The sequence below is a fragment of the Bacillus sp. B15-48 genome (assembly GCF_016879755.1).
In the GTDB taxonomy this organism is placed as follows: domain Bacteria; phylum Bacillota; class Bacilli; order Bacillales; family Cytobacillaceae; genus Mesobacillus_B.
On sequence record NZ_WOFU01000001.1, the window covers coordinates 627,886 to 645,590 of the forward strand.

At 39.3% G+C, this 17,705-nt stretch carries 14 protein-coding genes; 3 read left to right on the forward strand and 11 right to left on the reverse strand.

The genetic code is table 11. The features are described 5' to 3' along the window. Positions 1–16: 16 nt before the first annotated feature. Positions 17–1,060, reverse strand: a complete 1,044-nt coding sequence (locus GNT69_RS02890) for a 2,3-butanediol dehydrogenase (RefSeq protein ID WP_203553437.1) — start codon at positions 1,058–1,060, stop codon at positions 17–19. 46 nt (positions 1,061–1,106) lie between these two features. Next, entirely contained in the window at positions 1,107–2,207 is a 1,101-nt protein-coding gene (locus GNT69_RS02895) for an LLM class flavin-dependent oxidoreductase (protein ID WP_203553438.1), read from the reverse strand. A 283-nt stretch (positions 2,208–2,490) separates the two neighbouring features. Between GNT69_RS02895 and GNT69_RS02900 the strand changes: the two genes are divergently transcribed. Both GNT69_RS02900 and GNT69_RS02905 read left to right on the forward strand, forming a co-directional pair. Next, positions 2,491–3,492, forward strand: a complete 1,002-nt coding sequence (locus GNT69_RS02900) for an alpha/beta hydrolase (protein WP_203553439.1) — start codon at positions 2,491–2,493, stop codon at positions 3,490–3,492. A 152-nt stretch (positions 3,493–3,644) separates the two neighbouring features. Further along, entirely contained in the window at positions 3,645–5,294 is a 1,650-nt protein-coding gene (locus GNT69_RS02905) for a flavin-containing monooxygenase (RefSeq protein WP_239093996.1), read from the forward strand. Positions 5,295–5,840: 546 nt separating this feature from the next. Here GNT69_RS02905 and GNT69_RS02910 read toward each other — a convergent pair. Further along, positions 5,841–7,007 carry an IS256 family transposase gene (locus GNT69_RS02910; RefSeq protein ID WP_203553122.1) on the reverse strand — a complete coding sequence of 389 codons (1,167 nt, stop codon included), beginning with the start codon at positions 7,005–7,007 and terminating at the stop codon, positions 5,841–5,843. Between the two features lie 817 nt (positions 7,008–7,824). Between GNT69_RS02910 and GNT69_RS02915 the strand changes: the two genes are divergently transcribed. Next, complete coding sequence (locus tag GNT69_RS02915; protein ID WP_203553440.1) at positions 7,825–10,059, forward strand: glycoside hydrolase family 3 protein; 2,235 nt, start codon at positions 7,825–7,827, stop codon at positions 10,057–10,059. Between the two features lie 172 nt (positions 10,060–10,231). Here the strand turns inward: GNT69_RS02915 and GNT69_RS02920 are convergent, their stop codons facing one another. The 8 genes from GNT69_RS02920 to rbsK all read right to left on the reverse strand — a co-directional run bounded on the left by GNT69_RS02920 (position 10,232) and on the right by rbsK (position 17,698). Then, positions 10,232–10,816: a hypothetical protein gene (locus GNT69_RS02920; protein ID WP_203553441.1), complete on the reverse strand. Its 585-nt coding sequence runs from the start codon at positions 10,814–10,816 to the stop codon at positions 10,232–10,234. A gap of 232 nt (positions 10,817–11,048) precedes the next feature. Further along, positions 11,049–11,174, reverse strand: coding sequence for a hypothetical protein (locus GNT69_RS25790; RefSeq protein ID WP_275411158.1), 126 nt, complete (start codon positions 11,172–11,174; stop codon positions 11,049–11,051). Positions 11,175–11,532: 358 nt separating this feature from the next. Continuing rightward, positions 11,533–12,225, reverse strand: coding sequence for an SDR family oxidoreductase (locus GNT69_RS02925; protein WP_203553442.1), 693 nt, complete (start codon positions 12,223–12,225; stop codon positions 11,533–11,535). Between the two features lie 88 nt (positions 12,226–12,313). Continuing rightward, positions 12,314–13,705: an MFS transporter gene (locus GNT69_RS02930; RefSeq protein WP_203553443.1), complete on the reverse strand. Its 1,392-nt coding sequence runs from the start codon at positions 13,703–13,705 to the stop codon at positions 12,314–12,316. 14 nt (positions 13,706–13,719) lie between these two features. Continuing rightward, positions 13,720–14,664 carry a nucleoside hydrolase gene (locus GNT69_RS02935; protein WP_203553444.1) on the reverse strand — a complete coding sequence of 315 codons (945 nt, stop codon included), beginning with the start codon at positions 14,662–14,664 and terminating at the stop codon, positions 13,720–13,722. Between the two features lie 203 nt (positions 14,665–14,867). Next, positions 14,868–15,599, reverse strand: a complete 732-nt coding sequence (locus GNT69_RS02940) for a GntR family transcriptional regulator (RefSeq protein WP_203553445.1) — start codon at positions 15,597–15,599, stop codon at positions 14,868–14,870. Positions 15,600–15,812: 213 nt separating this feature from the next. Further along, positions 15,813–16,754 (reverse strand): nucleoside hydrolase, encoded by a 942-nt coding sequence (locus GNT69_RS02945; protein WP_203553446.1) that lies wholly within the window; start codon positions 16,752–16,754, stop codon positions 15,813–15,815. 17 nt (positions 16,755–16,771) lie between these two features. Then, positions 16,772–17,698 (reverse strand): ribokinase, encoded by a 927-nt coding sequence (gene rbsK / locus GNT69_RS02950; RefSeq protein WP_203553447.1) that lies wholly within the window; start codon positions 17,696–17,698, stop codon positions 16,772–16,774. Positions 17,699–17,705: the final 7 nt, after the last annotated feature.

Below are 17,705 nucleotides of genomic sequence, written 5' to 3' on the forward strand. Positions count from 1 at the left end.
CTTAAAAACACTAAAATCAGCTCAGTTGGACGAGGATTTTTGATTGGCTCTTATCTTTTACTAATAATTCCAAACCATCCTGAACTAGATGCTCTAAATCAATTTCTTTTGTTATGACTTGTTTAACATCCATTAATCCTTTTGCTATTAATTGAATCACTTCTGGAAATTCATTGGCGTAGCCGCGGCTAAAATATAACTTTGCTTCCTTTTCAAATAAAATATTAGGATTAAAGGAAATCTCATGTTCATAAATTGCGATGACGGAAATGGTACCGCCGGATTTAACGCTTGTAATCGCCTGACTAAAGGTTTTCTCAACACCGGCTGCCTCAAAGGCTACATCTACTCCTTTTTGAGTGACGGATATGATTTTTTGAATCACATCTTCGTTCATTCCATTAATCGTATAAGTTGCACCTAATTCTTTCGCTTTATTTAATCGCTCCTGGGAGATGTCGATGACAAAAGTTTCTGAAACGCCAGCCGCTTTTGCAGCGAGCAAAGTTAGAAGTCCAATCGGGCCAGCGCCAAAAATTGCAGCTGTTTCCCCAATTTTCAGGCCGCTTTGTCTAACCGCATGTACAGCGACAGCCGCGGGTTCAATAATGGCTCCTTCTCTTAACGTCACATTTTTTGGCAATTTATGAAGTAAGTGAGCATCAGTTACACAAAACTCGGCAAATCCGCCATCCCCATTTACCCCTAAACACCCAAATTGTTCACAGTAGTTATAATTGCCTTTTTTACAAAATTCACATATACCACAATAAACGAAAGGTTCTACTGCTACTTGATCACCTAGCGATACATTCTGAACCCCTTCTCCTACTTCTACTACAGTACCTGAAAATTCATGCCCAAGAACAATCGGCGGCTTTTTCTGTGTAAGCGGGTGAGCTTCATCTGTTAGCATCACCCCTTCATGATAAATATGGAGATCGCTTCCGCAAATACCTGCATGTGCGATTTGGATTTTAACTTTTCCGCTTGTCACCTTTGGAACTTCCATTTCTTCAATTCTCAAATCTTTTTTCCCATAGATTAAGCCTGCTTTCATATAACTTTGCCCCCTAAGATTTTTCTAGAACGAGTAAAAAGAAAGACTAGGCGTTCACACTTCTTCTTCTTTGCGATGCCTTTCTTACACCAGTATTTTTAAATGCAGGCATGACCTTTCTTGCAAACAATTCAATTGAACGGTACCATTTGTCGTCTGTACCCCAATCTCGGTTGTTAATAAATAGATAGCCGAATCCACCTGTTTCTTTTTCTATTCTTTTAATTTGTTCAATACAATCCTCAGGACTTCCGATGATCCATGGCATCGCTTCCATCATGTACTCCATGGTGACATCTTCATCCTTCAGAAAGTCATTTGTTTTCATATAGGCAGCAAATCCTGCGTCTAATAAATAATCATATGAATCACGAACGCCTTGACGTATATCTTCAATCGCTTGTTCTCTACTTTCTGCAACATATACCTCCCGAATGATTCGCCATTCTTTTCTTACCTCTTTAGGGTCACGCCCTGCATTAATCGCTCCTTGATCAAGTGCAGCTGCCTGATCTTTCAAGCTAGGAATTGTTTTTTCCCCTTCAGCGTGAACAGCTGTATGAAAAATACTTATTGGATAATACCCTCTTTCACCTGCTAATTGGTAACTATTTACCGATGTAACCCCTGCAACGGCAATTGGCAGTTTTTCCTGATATGGCCGCACTTGGATTGAACGTTCATTGTACTTATAAAATAAACCTTCATGGCTGATAGGTTCTTCGTTATTCCAGTATTTTTCTAAAACCTCAATACCTTCTCTCATTCGCCCCCTTGTTTCCTTCGGGTCGACCTCATATAACACACCATCAGCTGGCATCCCAATTGCCCCTATTCCTGCGATTAAACGACCATGGGTTAATTGGTCTAAAAACGCTAATCTTTCCGCAACTTGAAACGGATCATGAATTGGCATGCTGACTACACCTGTACCCAACCTGATTCGGTGAGTTAACGCAGAAGCCTTTGCGATCATGTACTCAGGAACTGGAACATTTTCATAATCTCCCGTATGGTGTTCCCCAATCCAAAATTCATCAAATCCCATTTTTTCAGCATAAACAATCCGGTCAATATCACGGTCAAAAGAAAGAGTCCAGTTTTCCCAAGGGTAGTGTTCTGGCATGGCAAAAAAACCAAATTTCATAAATGCTCAGCTCCCATCAAAACTATTAATTGTTCTAACTTCGTCAATATTAACGCGATGCTTTATGTAAAAATGGAAAACTAAGTTAATAGGGCTCAACTTAGAACAATCAATTTTCATTTTAAAAGATTGTGAGGTTTATTTCAAGAATATTTTTAATATTCAGAAATTTTATTGACTATTAAAAATAAAATTGTTAGTGTTAATTTAGGCAAATATATTTTTACATCATTGTATGTGACAAAGATGGAATATATTAGACAAGAATGAAAGGAATGATTGAATGATTCACAAAAATTTAGATCCTGAACTGGCGCCTGCCGTTGAGCCGATGCAAGCCATTTTTGGAGAGATCGACAAGGCTTCACTCACACTGGAGGATATCCCTGTTATGCGGAAAGCATTGGCTAGTGCTCTAGCAGGTATGGCTACAAATGGCGTACAAAATCCGAATATTATCTGCGAAGAAAGAAGGATTCCTGGTCCAGAAGGAGATCCTGATGTACGAGTCAAAATTTACCGACCAACCGATCAATCTGGAACACTGCCATGTTTTTATCATATCCACGGCGGTGGCTTGATTTTAGGTGGCATTGATGAAGAACAATTGAAAATGGAGTTATTTGCCGAAAAATTAAATACAGTCGTTATTTCCGTCGATTATCGACTGGCCCCTGAGCATCCATTCCCTGCCCCAGTTGAAGATTGTTATGCAGGACTTAAATGGGCAGCCGAGCATGCAAGTGAGCTGCGAATTGATCCTGATCGGATTGTCGTTGGAGGTGAAAGTGCAGGCGGCGGTCTTGCTGCGGCAACAATTTTGTTGGCCCGTGATCGAAATGGACCGAAAGTCTCTTTTCAATATTTGATTTATCCAATGTTAGATGATCGAAATATAACCCCTTCCAGCCAACAGTTTACCGGGAATTGGCCGGGATGGTCAAAAGAGTTGAATGAGCTCGGATGGCTGGCCTATCTTGGTGACCAAGTAGGCAGTGACAATGTGTCTCCTTATGCCGCTCCTGCACGAGCAAATGATCTTTCTAATCTACCTCCAACTTACATAGAGGTAGGTGCGCTCGAGAATTTTCGCGATGAAGATATCGATTATGCCAAGGGCTTAATGCAAGCAGATGTCTCCGTGGAATTTCATGTATACCCTGGGGCTTTTCATGGATTTGAAGTAGCTAATCCTATGGCAAAGGTAAGTCAGAAAGCGTTAAATCTCCGATTGAGTGCCCTTGAACAAGCTCTGCATCCTAATCGCGTAAAAAGTCAGACATAAGTGGAAAATAAATCGATTAATGAGTTCAATACTTTCATTCTTTGAATATATTGAACTCTCCAATTCAGAGGGTATTATCCACCGTAAAAACGAAGTCTAATCCTAATTTTTAAAATAAAGTTTGATAGATAGGGAAAAAAGGGAGGAAAAAGATGACTTTGCATTCTCAAATGGAAACAAACAAATCTGTTCAAAGTTTTGATGCCGTTGTAATTGGCGCCGGGCTCTCGGGGCTATATATGCTTCATCGTCTTCGTGAAGAAGGGTTTTCGACGCGCGTCTATGAAGCAGCCGAAGACGTAGGCGGAGTTTGGTATTGGAATCGTTATCCAGGAGCACGCTGCGACTCTGAGAGTATTTATTATAACTTCACGTTCTCTGAGGAATTGTATAAAGAATGGACATGGACTTCCAAGTTTGCCGAGCAGCCAGAAATCCTCCGTTATATTAACTTCGTTGCTGATAGATTAGATCTTCGTCGCGATATCCAATTTAACACACACGTACAATCTGCTCATTATAATGAGAGAAACAATAAATGGGAAATTCATCTAAATAATGGCACGAACATCACCGCTAACTATTTGATTACAGCTGTTGGTTGCCTGTCTGCTGCCAATGTTCCAAATTTCAAAGGAATCGAAAAATTTAAAGGCGAGTGGTACCATACAGGCAAATGGCCGCATGAAGAAGTCCAGTTCAAAGGAAAACGTGTCGGGATTATCGGTACTGGCTCTAGTGGAATTCAAGCGATCCCAGTTATTGCAAAAGAAGCAGACTATCTCACCGTTTTTCAACGAACACCACAATATAGCAATCCAGCAAATAACTACAAACATGATCCTGAATTCATTAAAAAGACGAAAGAAAATTTCAGCGAAATTAAGCGGCTGATGCGGACTACTCCGAGCGGACTTGGAGTCCTGCATACTGCTGAATCGGCAATCAAGCTTCCTCCGGAAGAACGAAAAAAAATTTATGAACAGGCTTGGGAAAGCGGCGGGTTAGCTTTCCAATTCTCATTTGCGGATTTATCGACTAACGAGCAGTCTAACGAAACAGCATGTGAATTTATTCGGACGAAGATAAAAGAAATCGTTAAAGACCCGGAAGTAGCGAAGAAACTTATGCCATCATATTATTTCCTTACGAAACGGCCGGTGATGGATTCTTATTATTTTGAAACATACAATCGCGAAAATGTGAGTTTAGTAGACGTGAAAGAAACCCCGATTGTTGAGATCACTCCTAAAGGAATAAGGACGGCGGAAAAAGAATACGAGTTAGATATGATTGTATTTGCGACTGGTTATGACGCGATGACAGGACCATTATTAAAAATTGATATTCGTGGAAAAGCTGGAATCTCCCTTAAAGAAAAATGGCAAAATGGAGCGAAAGTCAGGACAAATCTTGGTATTGCAACAGCCGGTTTTCCAAATCTGTTTATGATTACTGGTCCAGAAAGTCCATCTGTGTTGGTAAACATGCCATCCGCTATCGAACAACATGTTGAATGGATTTCAGATTGTGTGAAGTATCTTCGTGACCACGATATTGAAACCATCGAACCAGAAGTGGAAGCTGAAGAAGCTTGGAATAAACATTGTCAAGAAGTGGCAAACCAAACACTGTTCCCTAAAACACCGTCCTGGTACACAGGGATGAATATCGAAGCCAAGCCACGTGGTTTTCTCATTTATATAGGTGGTTTGATGGCGTATAGGGAGAAGTGCAATGAAGTCGCTGCCAATGGCTATAATGGCTTTTCTTTAGTTTCAAATTCGACTGTTAACAAATAATAGTTAGCGAATGGTCTAACGGGTTCCGTTTCCTATCGCAAAACGCCAATTTGCGCAGGAAAATGTAGGGCTATTTGTAAGGCTGGAGAGATTAAAAAAACATTAGAAATAGCATGGGTTTATACCCTTGCTATTTTGCTTTGCTTAATTGCGAATTATACTAAAAACCACTTTCGCCTTCTCCGTATCGATTTTTGTGTAGGTTTGAGAATGAATAAGCGGAGAATTTCCTGCTATTGTAGATAGGGGAAGCTTAAGTAGCGGAAATAAGCCGAGATATTCCCGTTAACCGCTCTAAAAAAGAGAAAATTTAGTCAAGTCCTCAATATTGTGTAAAATACAAAACAATGTTTTCAATTAATATCAGTTAAATGTAATTACTTTGGGTTAAACGACACAACCACCCTTTACATTTTTCGAGCGAAACTTCCATGGGTTTTATGCTCCATACCCAGTCAAGGGTGTCAAAGGCGGGTTTTCCTTTGATAGCCTTGACTGGGTATGGAATAATCCAAAAATGGAAGTTGCCTTAAAAATTAAACATAGCTACTTTTTAAGAGATTTTTGTTTCGAATATACGGTATCTTGATACTGCATTAAAACAGCCCCAATTAAACGGAAAGCAGATTGAGTATTAGGAAAAATACGGATTACTTTTTCTCTTCTACGTACTTCTTGGTTTAAACGCTCCAGTGAATTAGTACTACGAATATGGCAACGAACATCCTCTGGATGCTCCATGTATTGAATGGTATCTTCGAACCCTTCATCTAATATATTAAGTGCAGCTTCGTATTTAGGATTATCTCCAAACTGGCTCATCAATTCATCTTTAAACTTTCTCATATCCTCAATAGTGACAGCTTCAAAAGTTCGCTTAATCATCATACGAATTTCGCCTGAGTCTTTTTTAGGAAGCTTCGCTATGATATTTCGTTTAAAATGTACATTGCACCTTTGCCAACTTGTCCCAATAAATTCCCGTTGAATCGCTTTCTGGAGCCCTTTATGAGCATCAGAGATGACTAGTTTCGGGGATTGTAGGCCACGTGACTTAAGTTGTTGGAAAAAGCGACTCCAGCTCTCAAAGCTTTCAGCGTGATCTACACTTAATCCAAGTATTACCCTTTTTTTATTCTCTGTAATTGCAGTCGCAATATAAACAGCTTTTGAAACGACACGGTGATGTTCACGCACTTTAATATACATGGCATCTACAAAAACGAAAGGATAATATATTAGATTCAAGGGCCTTTTTGCCCAATCATTAACAATAGGATCAAGTTTCTGAGTAAGAGAAGAAACAAATGATTTAGAGAAATCTTCACCACATAGTTGTTCCACAATATGTGTTACTTTTCGTGTAGATACACCATTGATTACCATCTCCAACATGGAAAGAACTAATGCCTGATCACATCGTGCATATTTTTCAAAAATGGAAGTTGAAAATTCACCATTCCGAGTTCTAGGAACTTTAAGTTTGATTTTACCGATACTCATCGTTAATTCACGCTCATAGTAGCCATTCCGATAATCACGACGCTCCGCAGAGCGTTCATAAGCATCAGCCTTTAGATAATCATCTCTTTCTTTCTCCATATACTCATTCATGACAAGAATAATGGCGGATTTAACTACTGTATCTAAGTTTGAACTCATCACGGATTCTTTTAAAAGTTCCAAATCTAGGTTAAACTGTAATTGGGTCATTCTTATTCCTCTTTTCATTGTTTATCGTGGTTGAAAACATTGTTTCCAAGAGGGATAAAAATGAACCCTTTTCTTTTTACACAATTATATGGACTTAATCGAAAATTTAAAGATTTTGATCATATAGACGGAAAAACTCCCCTTATTTTCAAGGAAATATGAGTATTTCCCAGTTTAGCGGGAGTTTTTCCGTTTATTTTTTAGACGCATGGAAATCAAGATTCAGTTATTTTGCGATAGGTAACGGTACTCGTTACGAATGGTCAGCCCTCTCTTTTACTGGTTTCAGGGACTGACCTTTTTTTCATGAACCGGGCTTCAATCACTTTCAATCCTGCAGCTTCAGCTGATTTGTGAAAAAGTTTACCTACCAAGCAGTGAATCTTAAAAACAACAAATCGAATGAGCGGCCAAATTCAATGTCCCCCCTTGCAACTAAAAATACCCCACCCCCTCCAAAATGCCTGAAAAACCAAATCCTTCAAACCACCACTTTTGTTCATGAAACTTGGTATTTTATAACCAACCGATGGACTGCCAAGCAAAAATCTTGAGTCTTTTTCCCTATTTTTAAATAATTTTAAAATGTGAGAATATTCCCGTGTTGAAAGCGTTTTAAAGTGTTAAAATCTCCTTATAAGTTTGTTTGGTAACCTAATAAATAACTTATAGTTATTGTATTGAACATGTATAAGGGGTGTAGTTTTTCAGCTTTTTATTTGGGCAAACAATGAAAGCGCTTCATAGATTAGCTGAATTTAGGCTCACATCTCAAACCGTTTTAAAGAGTATTTCATATTAGAGGGGGAAGAAAAAAATGGCATCAATATCTTCAAGAATTAGAAAGAGAAGTTCAAAACTAAAAAAAACATTGTTAACAAGCACCCTTGCCTTCTCGCTACTAGTTCCAGTGATGGCACCACAAGTTAGTGCGAACAGTAATGAAGATTTAGGATATGTTGATCCATCGACGGGTACTCCAGGAGGCTCAGGGGCAGACACAATTACCTACCGAATCCCTGCGAACCCGGATACTGGCCAGCCCGAAATTGAAGCAGCTAAAAAAGGGGTTATTACAATCAATGGAAAGCATTTCCGTGATGCAAATGGCAACAGAGTTCTCGATGTTTACGAGGATTGGAGATTACCAGTTGAACAACGGGTAGCTGATCTAGTTTCTAAAATGACACTTGCTGAAAAAGCCGGTTTAATGTTGATTAACACACATACGCCACTTGCTGATCCAGAAGACGGCAAATATGTGAAAGATGATGATCGATTGCTTGTTGCCAATAAAATGCGCTACGTGATTTTCCGCCAAACGCCAACAATGGATGTTATCGCAAAATACACGAACCAACTGCAAGCAATCGCTGAGCAGTCAAGATTAGGGATTCCAGTCGTTGTCACTTCGAACCCACGTAACCATGCTTCAACAGATTACACGAATAATAGTGAAGGATCAGGACTTCATACATTTTGGCCAGGACCACTCGGTTTTGCTGCAGCACGCGACGCTGAGGCTGTGAAGGAATTCGGTCAAATCGCAGCTGAGGAATGGAGAGCTGCTGGAATTCGCAAAGTATACGGCTATACGGCTGATATTGCGACAGACCCACTTTGGGCAAGAATTGAAGATACATTTGGTGAGGATCCTGAACTTGCGTCAGAGATGATTTACAATGTTATCACTGGTTTCCAAGGTGAAGAGCTTGGAGAAGACAGCGTTTCCATTACAGTAAAGCACTTCCCTGGCGGCGGAGCACGTGATAAAGGGTTAGACCCTCACTTCCCAGAAGGTCAGTTCAATCCTTATCCAACAGAAGGAAGCTTACTTAAGTACCATATCCCTCCTTTTGAGGCAGCGATTAAAGCTGGGGTTGCTTCTGTCATGCCGTATTACGCCTACCCGAGCAATGAAAGTGCTGATCAAGGGTTGCCATGGTATAGTGAAGACCAGCAATTTGAAGAAGTTGGTTTTACATTAAATAAAGGGATTTTAGATTTCTTACGTAACGACCTTGGATTTAAAGGATATGTGAACTCTGATACAGGAGCGGTCGGAAGAAATGCTTGGGGTGCAGAACATTTATCAGATGCTGAAAAAGTAGCGAAGGCAATTAATGCAGGTACCGATATCATTTCCGGATCATCGAATCCGCAGCCGATCATCGATGCTGTTAATAGTGGCTTACTTTCAGAAAAAGTAGTGGACAGGTCTGTCACTTTATTGCTCACAGAGATGATGAATTTAGGCCTATTTGAGGATCCATATGTCGATCCAGAAGAGGCGCTTGAAGTCGTTGCAAATCAAGAATCACAAGTATTAGCAGACGAAGCCCATCTTAAATCGATTGTGTTATTACGCAATGATAAAAATATTTTACCATTGAAAGATGCAACAATTGATAAGGTAAAACTATATGTTGAACTGTTTACAGGCGGAGATGCTGAAGCACAAAGCGAAGGTCTGAAAGAGCAAATTAAACAGCATGATAGCCAAATTGAAATCGTTGACTCACTCGACGAAGCGACACATGCCTTTGTTTGGGTGAAACCGGCGCAATCGAACTGGGATAATGATCCACGCATTACCATTGGTCCAGAAACAGGCATTGCCAATGTTGATCGTATTGTTGAAATTCAAAAAGCCGTTCCAACCATTACAGCCGTTAACTTTATCAGCCCATGGTTAATCGACCAAATTGAACCAAATGCTGCCGCTGTTTTAGCAACATACGGAACAAAACCAGAAGCGATCATCGATGTGATTCGCGGTAAATTCAACCCGATCGGAACACTTCCATTTGCAATCCCTGCGAATGAAGAAGCTGTTGAAAATGAAGTCGGCGACGTTCCTAGCTTCGCACCAGAAGAATACGCTGATTATTCTTATGTGAATAAGTCTGGGGATAAATACGAATATGGATTTGGTCTTTCCTACAATCAAGGAAAAGCAGTTGGAAAGCCTGACCATGCGGGGCAAACAGGGAAGCCTGCTCATGCGGGGCAACAAGGAAAACCAGCAGATGCAGGAAATCCTAGTAAATAAAACTCATTTATAGTTATTCGTGGGAAACAAAGGAATTCGCTAGCTTACCAAGTGATCAATTAAGAAAAGGTAGATAAGTTAAAGGACATTACATATTTTATATGTAATGTCCTTTCTTATTCCGTAATCAAGCGCCGATAGTGAATCAATATACAAAAAATCGCACTTGTGTTCAATCAACAACACGCATTGAATATTTTTTTTGCAGCCATAAAAATAGATTCGTTAAAAATCGTGATACCAGAAATGTAGCAACATAGACGAACAACAAGTGAATATAGTTTACCTTTCCATACAATTTCAACACACCGATCGCTTCCATAAGTGGCTTAAATATGAATGCAAAAAAGGCAGCAGTAAGAAAAGAATAAAGATAAAAATTTTTATTTCGATTTAACGTCCATTGATACACCATCATAAAGACGACAGGCACGATACTCGAATCCAATACCAATCCGGGTAATCCCGGAATTAATGGGAAAGGAAAATTCCAAAAACCAAGATTCCGGCCAAACATATCTATATATCCAACCGTCATATGGATACTATATCCATAAAATCCAATTAAAAAGATCTTATTTTTATCAATTTTGATGAGCACAAAGACTAATGGAGCGATGAATAATACAACCATAAACCAAAATTCAAATGTAGTATACAGTGACCATTCCAGCCAATACTCATTTAACGCTTTATAGCCATCTCCAATGGTTTTGACAATTTTATCAAATTGTTCTACACGAGTATTATTATCCAACGCAATCATCCTTAATATTTCTTAGTTAGGCTTGTCAATATATAAGACATTATTTATACCCGCGTATGGGATATTCCTTTTATTGCCTTCTTAGAAATATTCTGCGTTTTTATGGAAAATATATGTACCGTTATAAAAACTAGTAAATGCCCGAATGTTGAAAAAGGAGAACAAAGTTCTCCTTTAATTATAGCTTTTACAGCTCAGGGATAGATATTAAAAATGATACCGCTTACATATTTGACGTCCAATATTTTTTATCCCCTGTAAAGGATTTGCTGAGGTCACTAGCAGCTGTTTTGTCTGACATCCCAATAGCAACCGCAAAAACAGTAAATAAAAATCTAAAATATCCCATCTGTAAACACTCCTTTTAAGTTCATTAGTTTATTCACCTTCATCCCAACAGGGCAAACACAACCATTTATTCGTTTGTAATTACATAATACCATATTATTTTTAAATTTTCAAAATAATTGTATTAATCAAACTATAGAGAGATTAAGAGTGACTACCATTCCATAAATCGAACTCTCAACCAATCGCCGATGCAGTCAATAGTGGTTACTTTTAGAAAAATAGTAGACAGTCATCAACTAAATGTCATACTGATCGAACTCGGTTCTTCAAAGAGAGGATAGGCACCCTCTCGATTTCTAATTCCCTAGACATACAAAGGGCATCACCCAAAAAAAGGATGATGCCCTGCACGTTGTTTAAAAACTATTTTTTATAACCACTTCGGTTACATTAAGGTTTTTTCTAGGTTTTATATTGTCCATGATGATCTCTGCGACATCATCTGGATCCATTAAATTTTTAATTTCTTCCTCTGAAAAAATTCCATCCCAGAATGCTGTCCTCATTCCGCCCATATAAGCTGCATACACTTGTACGGCACTATCTTTTAATTCAACTAGTAAACTTTCTGTAAAGCCACGAACACCAAACTTACTAGCACAATAGACGGATTCAGTTACCTTTCCCTCAATGCCGGCGGTAGAAATAACGTTAGCGATTTTGCCTTGATTTCTCTCCTTCATATCAGGAAGAACTGCTTGAGTACAAAAGATTGTGCCTTTTAAATTGATATCAATCATCTGATGAATGGCTTCTTCACCAATATTTTCGGCAAGATCAAAAACACCTAATCCTGCATTATTGATTAATAAATCGATTGGCCCCGCATTTTCCTTGATAGATTGAAATACGATATCCACTTCGCTTTTAGATGTAACATCCAGTTCGTAAATAGAATATCCGTTGACCAATGTCTGAGCTGTTCGTTCTAGGTTCGTTCTTGTCCGTCCAAGTAAACATACATGGCTTCCCAGCTCAGAATATTTTTTAGCCAATGAAGCACCTAGCCCACTGCCTGCCCCTGTAATAACGACAACTTTTTCATTCATTAGAAAAACATCCTTTTCTATATGTTTTATAAGGTTCAATCACTTTTGATCAATTGCCTTGGAAATTAAAATAACTTTAGCTGTAAAATTAATTCTTCTGTTCCTGCTTTTGAACGATAAACAAGCTCGAAATGAGTGCTAAGACTATGAAGCCAACAGAGATCCCAAAACCTGTGCTAAAATCGCCTTGGGCAACAAATGGAGCAACAAATGCAAAACCTAATGATGCTCCGATACCAAATGCCGCCCCGTTAAGTGCTGGCAAGGCTGAAGGAGCTTCATCCGGTGATTGGATTACTCCAAGCCCATTAACTGTCGTAAGAATTACTCCGTTATAAGTGAAACCCATTGCGACCACCGCAGCGAACACCATCCATTGGTTTTGCCAAAAGACTGCGAGCACAATGAGGATAGCAATGTTAACCGCAAGCCCAATGCGAATCAAGCGAATCCAGCCTACTTTACCAGCAAGCCAGCCAGATAATGGTGCACTAAACAAACCAATGATTGCACCTGGCATAAGAAACATTAATCCGGTCGTAGCAGCACTGAATCCAAATCCCACACTTTGATTTTGACTTAACATAATAATTGTGAAGTTGATCACTGCGAAAAGACCGCTCAAAGACAGTACTGTGGTCGTAAGCACAGGCCATACTTGACGAGAACGGAGATGTTCCACCGGAAACAGTGGGAATTCACTGTTCTTCTCGATAAACCAGAAGGCAACCATCGCGACAATTGTCCCTAAAAGGTAAATAAGTGTGATTGGCGCAAACCAACCAACGGTAGAACCCTGTGATACGAAGGTCGACAAGCAGATCAGTACAATCGAAATGACAGCCGCACCCCACCAATCCATTTTCCCTTTCGTTTCACCTTTTCTCGTTTCAGGAACATTGGATTTAACACCGAAAAAGGCAATTAGACCTACCGCTAAAATAACCACGAATATGAACCGGAAACCGAAATTATCACTGATCAGGCCGCCAAGGTAACCATCGATACCAGCAAGTCCTCCGTTTGCAGACGTGAGGATGCCGAGAAGGATGCCGAATGTCTTTGGACTCACTGTCTCCTTCAAAATCACGTAACAAAGTTGGAAGGCGGCGCCGATGGCTCCCTGGAACATCCGACCGATCATGAGCACAGTGAAATTTGGTGCAATCATACATAGAAATGACCCGAATCCCATTAAAAAGAGAACGAGATAAAGGGCACGACGCCTCCCTATGAAATCACTCCATCGAGCAAGAATGACGCCAGAAATCGATGAAACGAGTAGGAGCAAGCTTGAAACTTGCGAGACACGATCAATACCGACATTTAAGGATGCTGCGATATTAGGAAGCGCAGGGGTCACCATACTTATATTAAATTGATAAGTCAGCACACATAAAAACAAGGATATTGTTAAACCGACGATGCTGACTTTTGATGCGTTTCCTTTCGGATTTTCCAACTGAGCTTGGGATCCCATAAAAATACTTCCTTTTACTTGTTATTTTGAAATAAAGCTAATAACGTTTCATTTAAATCGTTTACTAAAGCCCGTGAATCTACCCCAATACACACTTTTACATTTGGGTGAGGATCTCTTAATTTAGTTGAGTCCCCTATCGTTCTGCCCTCTGCTTCGCCCTCAGTAACGACAGTCAGATGCATTGGCAACATCGTAAAATATTCAGGATGGACAGCATTAATTACAGCAGATGGGTCATGGAGGTAGCAACCTTCAACACCAATATTCTGAGTAATATAGTAATCTACCATATCTGCATATGTCATTCCTGGTACGCTTTCTGTCTCTCGCCATCTTTGTGTATCTGCATTCGTTAACGTAGAACGCTGCGTTACATCTAAGCCAACCATTGTAACGTCTAAACCGCTCTCGAAAAGTTGTTTCGCCGCCTCTGGGTCTTGTGAAATATTGGCTTCTGTATATTGATTTACATTCCCTGGAACTGTTAACGCTCCTCCCATAATGACAACTCTGCCAATCATGTCTTTTATCTCTGGAGCTTTTTTTAATGCCGTCGCAAGATTTGTCTGCGGCCCGGTAGCTACAATGACTAATTCTTTCCCATATTTCTTTACAGATTCAATCAGAAAATCAACTGCACTTTTCGTTTCTTTCTCCCTCGGGGAGGTTTCCATTGCAACTTGTCCGACCCCATTTTCGCCATGAATTCGGGCACTAACTTCTAATCTAGTAAAATTGTCTTTCGATAACGGGTGGCTCTCCCCCGCAAAAACCGGGATATCGTTCACATTACACATATGCATGATATTCAAAACATTTTGTACACCATCTTTTGTATAAACATTTCCAAATGTACCTGTCACACCAATTAAATCAATCTCTTTACTTCCAAGAGCATAAGCTAGCGCCATTCCATCATCGACACCTGTATCTAAATCCAAAATCATCTTAATCATCATGATTTCCCCTTTCTATAATACTTTTTAACTTTTCTCTATATAATGAGTAACTTAAACATAAAATGTATACTTGTATGTATTGCTGTATGTTTTATACAAATATGATATACTTATCTGTAAATACTGTCAACATTTTACTTACAAAAAAACTTCTTGGTTTGAATTCTCTAAGCCAAGAAGTTTTCATTTTTTTATGTAATTTAATTATTTCGAATAACCTTAAAAACGGCACGTTCAAAAGGGATATAGAATTTATTATAAGTGATAATATTCCCCTTTTTATCCGTTATCCGCTCAGCAATCATTTGATAATACTCTGACACATTTCCCTGATAGGCTTCTTTTATATTTTCTGTAGCTGGTACGATGCGAACTTCAAGCATAGAAGAAAGGCCATAATCATATATCTTGTTTTCAAGGAAATGTAAAACTTCATCCTGATTATTTAAATCAATTGAATTTATATAATCAAAATCAGTCGCTACATGAGAAAAACAAGATCCTTTAATAACATCATTTTGCTTATAATATCTGTAAATAGCGAGTACGACCGAAGTCTTCCTATTAAAAATTCGTTCAACATGCTCACTTGATGGTTCAATTTCCATCTCAATTTCAACTTGATCAATAGGATCTATGCAGCTTTTATAAAACGGATTTGCCATTCTTTCATGTCCAACATTGTCTTCATTTAGCGTTTTACGAACAAAGTTCCCAATTCCCTTTTTAGCTTCTAATATTCCATCTTCCTGTAATAACCCTAATGCCTGTCTAAGGGTTGACCTGCTTATACCTAACTGTTCTGCTAATAAAGGTTCACTCGGCAGTTTACTTCCTTCCGGATACAAACCATCCCTGATCATTTTTAAAATTTTATTATAGGCAATCGCGTATCGTGCTGCTTTTTTAAACAACCGCTTATTTTCACTCATTTTATCCTCCCGCATACAGCATGTCTTAGTTATTATAGGAAAATAGAAATATTTAAATACAAATTTTGATATACACCAAGCCAGCCTCAATGCAAAAATTATACATCTCCTGTCATTTTTAAACAAGTGGAAAAACAGAGAAACAGGGGGACGGTTCTGGTGTTTCAGTTTTCTGAAACACCAGAACCGTCCCCCTGTTTCCCCCTGTTTCCATTAACTTGAGATTGTGTTTATAAAGTGATTGATAAATTCTTCCCTTTTCAACCCAAGACAAACAGATGCATTGGTGTCGGTTTGTGGCTTTCTATAGTCAGCAATGGTTGCACCTGTCGTATACTTTCCTTCATTTTCAACATAAACGTGATAATTTTCCGTTTGAACAAAGGTTGGATTGATCACAACTCCTACTGCTAGTGGATCATGTAATAATCTTTGTCGGCCTTCTTCCATCTTCTCACTTGCCTCAAAACCAAATGTCACAATATGTTTAATAAACGAACTTAGCGCTTCCTTTTCGGGACTCATTTTATCCATTAATCGATTTAAATGCTCTTCCCGGAAATCTGCTTTTCTCGTGACATCTAATCCAACCATCGTGATTGAGAGTCCCGATTCAAAAACTTCCTTCGCCGCATCCGGATCTCCGTAAATATTAGCCTCTGCCCAACCAGTCACATTCCCATATGTCTGTAATGCGCCACCCATCAAGACTAAACCTTTTACCTTGCCAACGATTGAAGGGTCCTTTTTCAAAGCTAATGCCAAATTGGTAAGTCTCCCCACAAATAGAAGCGTTAATTCATTTACATTCTCGTTAATTTTCCGAACAATAAAATCCGCTGCATGCTCATCAAGTGCTTTCTGCTTTGGTTCTGGCAAAGTATAATCTCCAATTCCGTTCTGCCCATGTACATGTGCAACAGTAGGTCGTTTCGGCCGATACAATGGTTTTTCAGCACCCATCGCTACTGGAATAGAATAACTTGGCTCCGCGAGTTCAATGACTCTTAATGTGTTCGATGTTGCTTGTTCATTCGTGACATTCCCAAACCCTGTTGTGATTCCTTCCAAATGGATCTCTTTTGATTTAATTGCATAAATAATTGCTAAGGCATCATCGATTCCTGTATCAACATCTAGGATAACTCTTTCCATGACCTCACCCCTTTTCTCTAGCAATTTACTGTTTGATATTGTTTAACCTCTTCCAGGGAAGGCAAGGATGATTGTGCTCCTTCTCTTGTAACGGTAATGGCTGCTACTTTACTTGCAAATTGTGCAGCCTCTACACTAGACATGCCGTTCGTTTGCCCAACAGCAAAAGCGCCAATATACGAATCACCAGCCGCTGTCGTATCAACGACTTCCACTTTTTCAGCTGGAATATGCACTTCACAGTCATTATTGATTAAATAGGATCCTTGACCACCCATGGTCACAACGACCTCTTCAATCCCAATGGATTTAAGATATTTTGCTGCTGCCACAATCTCTTCTTGGGTCGAAGTCGGCATATCTGTTAGAATCGCTAACTCTGTTTCATTCGGAATCAACGTATGGACACCCTTTAGCAGATTAGGTGATAATTTTTGGGCGGGTGCTGGATTCAAGATCACTTTTTTACCAAGTTTCCCAGCTAATTCAATCACGTACTCGACAACATTTAACGGGATTTCAAGCTGTAAAATAATGATGTCACTACTCTTGATTACGTTTTCATATTTATCAATATCCTCAATACTCATTTCATTGTTGGCACCAGGAACAAGAACGATATGATTCTCTCCTTGCCCATCAACCGCAATGAATGCCATACCAGTTGTTTCACTCAACTGAATATTTTCCGTATGAACACCAGATTGTTGCAAATTATTAAGCAGTACCGTTCCATAATTATCGCTTCCAACTCTGCCAATCATCGAAACCTCAGCACCAAGCTTTGCAGCTGCTACTGCTTGGTTGGCACCTTTCCCACCAGGATTGACATAGAATTTTTCACTAGTAATTGTCTGCCCTGGTAATGGTAGCTGCTCGACTTGAGAAACTAAATCGATATTTAAACTACCGACTACTAGGAGTTTTTTTGTCGTATTTTCCATGGCCTCA

Bases quoted from the DNA above. Each gene is read 5' to 3' on its own strand.
- GNT69_RS02890 (WP_203553437.1), bottom strand. From the start codon at position 1,060: ATGAAAGCAGGCTTAATCTATGGGAAAAAAGATTTGAGAATTGAAGAA.
- GNT69_RS02895 (WP_203553438.1), bottom strand. From the start codon at position 2,207: ATGAAATTTGGTTTTTTTGCCATGCCAGAACACTACCCTTGGGAAAAC.
- GNT69_RS02900 (WP_203553439.1), top strand. From the start codon at position 2,491: ATGATTCACAAAAATTTAGATCCTGAACTGGCGCCTGCCGTTGAGCCG.
- GNT69_RS02905 (WP_239093996.1), top strand. From the start codon at position 3,645: ATGACTTTGCATTCTCAAATGGAAACAAACAAATCTGTTCAAAGTTTT.
- GNT69_RS02910 (WP_203553122.1), bottom strand. From the start codon at position 7,007: ATGACCCAATTACAGTTTAACCTAGATTTGGAACTTTTAAAAGAATCC.
- GNT69_RS02915 (WP_203553440.1), top strand. From the start codon at position 7,825: ATGGCATCAATATCTTCAAGAATTAGAAAGAGAAGTTCAAAACTAAAA.
- GNT69_RS25790 (WP_275411158.1), bottom strand. From the start codon at position 11,174: ATGGGATATTTTAGATTTTTATTTACTGTTTTTGCGGTTGCTATTGGG.
- GNT69_RS02925 (WP_203553442.1), bottom strand. From the start codon at position 12,225: ATGAATGAAAAAGTTGTCGTTATTACAGGGGCAGGCAGTGGGCTAGGT.
- GNT69_RS02930 (WP_203553443.1), bottom strand. From the start codon at position 13,705: ATGGGATCCCAAGCTCAGTTGGAAAATCCGAAAGGAAACGCATCAAAA.
- GNT69_RS02935 (WP_203553444.1), bottom strand. From the start codon at position 14,664: ATGATTAAGATGATTTTGGATTTAGATACAGGTGTCGATGATGGAATG.
- GNT69_RS02940 (WP_203553445.1), bottom strand. From the start codon at position 15,599: ATGAGTGAAAATAAGCGGTTGTTTAAAAAAGCAGCACGATACGCGATT.
- GNT69_RS02945 (WP_203553446.1), bottom strand. From the start codon at position 16,754: ATGGAAAGAGTTATCCTAGATGTTGATACAGGAATCGATGATGCCTTA.
- rbsK (WP_203553447.1), bottom strand. From the start codon at position 17,698: ATGGAAAATACGACAAAAAAACTCCTAGTAGTCGGTAGTTTAAATATC.